The sequence below is a fragment of the Treponema sp. genome, from assembly GCF_045657965.1.
Classification (GTDB): domain Bacteria; phylum Spirochaetota; class Spirochaetia; order Treponematales; family Treponemataceae; genus Treponema_D.
On record NZ_JAZOUG010000353.1, the window covers coordinates 1 to 3,914 of the forward strand.

4 protein-coding genes are annotated in these 3,914 nt (G+C 35.6%); all 4 read left to right on the top strand.

Annotated elements, in window-relative coordinates:
• On the top strand, positions 1–235 hold a 235-nt coding region (locus ACKI5B_RS13360; protein ID WP_407429594.1), incomplete at its 5' end, for a hypothetical protein.
• Positions 236–413: 178 nt separating this feature from the next.
• A complete protein-coding gene (locus ACKI5B_RS13365) occupies positions 414–1,349 on the top strand; it encodes a hypothetical protein (protein WP_407429596.1) in 936 nt (311 codons plus the stop codon).
• Between the two features lie 663 nt (positions 1,350–2,012).
• Positions 2,013–2,330, top strand: a complete 318-nt coding sequence (locus ACKI5B_RS13370; protein WP_407429598.1) for a MobC family plasmid mobilization relaxosome protein — start codon at positions 2,013–2,015, stop codon at positions 2,328–2,330.
• A 47-nt stretch (positions 2,331–2,377) separates the two neighbouring features.
• Positions 2,378–3,868, top strand: coding sequence for a relaxase/mobilization nuclease domain-containing protein (locus ACKI5B_RS13375; RefSeq protein ID WP_407429600.1), 1,491 nt, complete (start codon positions 2,378–2,380; stop codon positions 3,866–3,868).
• Positions 3,869–3,914: the final 46 nt, after the last annotated feature.

Here is a 3,914-nt window from a genome sequence, read left to right on the forward strand (position 1 = left end):
GATTCATGCAGTAAAAGGATGTAGTTATGAGGCAGTTTTGTTAGTATCAACACCAACAGCTTTAGGGAAAGCAGGTTACTGGGAAAACTGGATAAATGATAAACAAGAAGCAACCCGAATGGCATATGTGGCATGCACACGACCTAAACACTTGCTCTGCTGGGCGGTTCCAAAATTGGATGATGAAAAACGGAATGTTATCGAAGAATTAGGATTTGAGAGAATGGAATTATAAATAACTAAATTTATGATTTTATATCGCAAATATGTTAATATCTCGATAAATGAATTATTTGAAAATTATTAGTAGTTTTCTTTTTTACGATTGAAAGTCCTTAAAATAGTACAATGAGTATGATATAATCAAAATTACTTAAGCAAAAATTAAAATGTTTACTAAAAGGAGTTTGAAAATGAACATAAAAATTAGTTTAATGAAATTTATGCTTTACAGGGATTTTGATATGTTAGAACTTACGAACCGATTGAAAGAAGTAAGAAAAAATATGGACTATCTTTCTAAAGGACAAGTTTTGGATATGAGTACTCTGACTGATGAAGAACAGGTGTTACATAAAAAAGCAAAAACATTTTACGAGGATGCTTGGAAAGAACAACTATCTGAATCTATTGGCAAATCGTCGCTTGAAAATTTCTCTGATGATGCACCTATCAAAATTATGGATGAGAGTTTAGAAAAAGTGATTTTGAGTAGTGTTATGCGACTTATCAGAGAGAACAAAATGAAAAAAATCTACAAAACTGTTATGCTCGTTAATGCTGATAAAATATATAAGATTGGTAACGAGTATGCTAAAGAAATTGGTAAGGAAAATATTTTTGCATTGACACCAGATGAAATGAAAAAGGTTCACGATATATTTGCTGATGGTATGTTACAGAGAAGAATGGCATGCTTACCTGCCGCATTTGAACTTTTAGAGATGTATAAATTACAAAAGAAAATGTCAGCTGATGAAGATTTCAATGAAAAAGTTTTGGAGAACCATGATAAGATTGACCACATCAGAAGAACACAACATACAAGAACAAAAGCTGGTTCGAATTTATCTCTCGATGAGTTACAGGAAAACCATAGTAATTTGTTGAACGATGGTGGTTCTTCGGTTGAAGAAATTGTTGAAACTCAAACAATGAGTGATTGGGAGAAAATTTTCTTGAGTGTTTTAAATGATGAAGAGAAAAAGATTTTTAAATTATTGCAACAGAAGAAAACTCAGGAAGAAATTGCTTCGGAGTTAGGTTACGAATCACAAAGCGCAATTTCAAAAAAGAAAAAGAAGATGGAAGAAAAAATCAGAGATGAAATTGCAAGACAAAATATGTAATTGAACTTAATATTTTTTCAGACCCTTGAGATTAATTTCTCAAGGGTCTTTTTTGTTGCAAAAAAAATTTAAAATTTTTTATTTTCTTGGAATAAACCGTATTTCTTGTGTCGGGGAATATATGGAAGGCAAAACTTCCGTGTACCTTGACAATTGAATAGTCTGGCCAACAGGATATGTGGGACCGAGTGGATTGAGCGATGACAACAGAAGAAATTCTGTGCCGCAGGAGAAAGATGTGAAAGCACCCTCGAAAGAGGATCGGCAAGCCTACCACTCCCACAAAACGCGCTGTACGCCCTTGTAGTGTGAATAGAAATCTACAGGGAGCAGCGTAGGAACGATGTTGGGTGAGACAGACAAAACGCATTCCACGAGGAAGTCATACAAACTTTCTCTTGTAGGAACGAATCATGGAGTGCAAATCAAAAAACGAGGAGGTGAAAATTGCACTCGGAATTGCAGGAGAGGGTGCAAAAAATTGATACGCTTAAAACAAAGATAAAGGCGTCGAGAAAAGGTCGGAAAATCCAGTGAAATCTATGCACAGTTCAGGAGTTTCGATAAGTTACCCAGCTTTAGCTGGGGCAAGCAGAGCGTCCGGATATCCGGTCGCAAAATTCACGGGCGGTAGCCCGAACCCACTATGAAAGGAGAATATATATGGGTGAAAAGAGAAAGCGTGATAAGACGCTGACAATTCGGCTTACTGAGTCGGAAAAATCAATGATTGAAAAGAAAGCGAGTAAGGCAAAATTGAATCTTACCGAGTACATAATTTCAGTTTCTTCAAAGAGTAAAATCTCTGTTACTGAAGATACAAAACCATTGTTGCTGGAGTTAAAAAGAATCGGTAATAACATAAATCAGATTGCTATGAAGATAAATTCTGGCGTGGTTAGTTCATATAACTTCGATGAAGTTATCTCGTTGCAACGAAAAATTTATGAGCAATTGTTGTTGCTTGTTGGTAAAAACTGATGGCAACTTTTCAATATATTAAAGAAAGTAAACAGACAATCAGTGCAATGAAAGGTGTCATAAATTACTGTGTTCAGGATAAAAAAGTTTATGATGAAGACAGCAACCGAAGACTTGTAGGTGGAGTTAATTGTGATGGTGAAAATGCTTTTACTGAATTTATGTTTACAAAAGAAAGTTACAAGAAAACTGATGGAATGAATTTCTATCAGTATGTGCAATCGTTCTCGCCAGACGAAAAAATATCTGCTGAAGATGTTCACAAAATTGGTCTTGAGTTTGCTGAAAAAGCGTGGCCAGGATATGAAGTTCTGGTTGCAACTCATAGCGATGCTGACCATCTGCATAATCATTTCGTTATCAATTCTGTAAGTTTTGAAAACGGAAAAAAGCTTCGTCAACCACCAGATACTGTCAAAAAGTTGCGTGGACTTAACGATGATATTTGTAAAAGTCACGGACTTTCTGTTCTTGAACCTTACACTAAAAGTGGTGATAAGTTGTCAACAAGAGAGTATCGTGCAGCTGAAAAAGGTGACAGTTGGAAGTTCAGATTGATGTCTGAAATTGATAATGCTATGAAAAAATCTGGTAACAAAAATGATTTCTTTAAAGAAATGAATAAACAAGGTTACAAAGTTACCTGGACAAAGGAAAGAAAATATATTACTTTCACTTGTCCTGATGGAAAGAAATGTCGTGACATAAAATTACACGAAGAAAAATATTTAAAGGAGAATATGGAATATGAATTACAACTCAGAGCAATGCTCTACAACAAGAAAAAATACTATGATAGCGAATCTGGTAGAAAAGAATTCGCAGAATATACAGAACCTCAGTCAGAGTTCAATGCCAGTGATGGTTCCGATTCAGGAAAAGGATTGGGATACAATGGTGGAACTTCTGAGTATGAATACGGAACTTTATCCGAAGATAATGGAATTGTTCACCAGACTTCTGACAGCAAGAAGAATGGAAGAAATAATGAATGTCTGGTCGGAGAGTCAAGAATCAATGAGCAAAGAATCATTGATGAGGATGGAAAAATTCTTGGAGACTTATCTGAAGAAAACGGAAAGTACACTGGAAGAAATGAAGCACCAAGAAATACAGGTTGGGAACAGAATCGACGAGATTACGAACGCTTCATTGGAAAAGATAGAGTGGTTAACAATGAAAGCGGACGACGCAGCAAGAATGTTAACCAGACGAAAAGTTCAAATTCAGTTAGGAATAGGAATGCTCGTGTCCTCAATAACGTCGGTACTGTCTGTTCTGCTTTGTCAACTCTTGGTGCAATAGGTGGCAAGCGAAAAGATGATGAAGAGGAAGAACCTGATGTTACAATGGGCGTAATTGCAGGTCTTGCAATTGGCACAGCTTTAGCTATATATGAACACAAGAAAGAAAAAGAAAGGAACAATGAAAATGAAATTTATAAGTCAACATCTGCATACAACAGCCAGTATGAAGATGCAAATAATGAAGAAAAAGAAAATGAAGAATACACAGGACCAGTTATGTCTGGTATGTAAGATGAATTAAATTAAGAAAGGAACGTGATACGGTCGTGGTTATATG

Excerpts from the sequence above, each read along its gene's own strand:
- ACKI5B_RS13365 (WP_407429596.1), top strand. The coding sequence starts at position 414 with ATGAACATAAAAATTAGTTTAATGAAATTTATGCTTTACAGGGATTTT.
- ACKI5B_RS13375 (WP_407429600.1), top strand. The coding sequence starts at position 2,378 with ATGAAAGGTGTCATAAATTACTGTGTTCAGGATAAAAAAGTTTATGAT.
- ACKI5B_RS13370 (WP_407429598.1), top strand. The coding sequence starts at position 2,013 with ATGGGTGAAAAGAGAAAGCGTGATAAGACGCTGACAATTCGGCTTACT.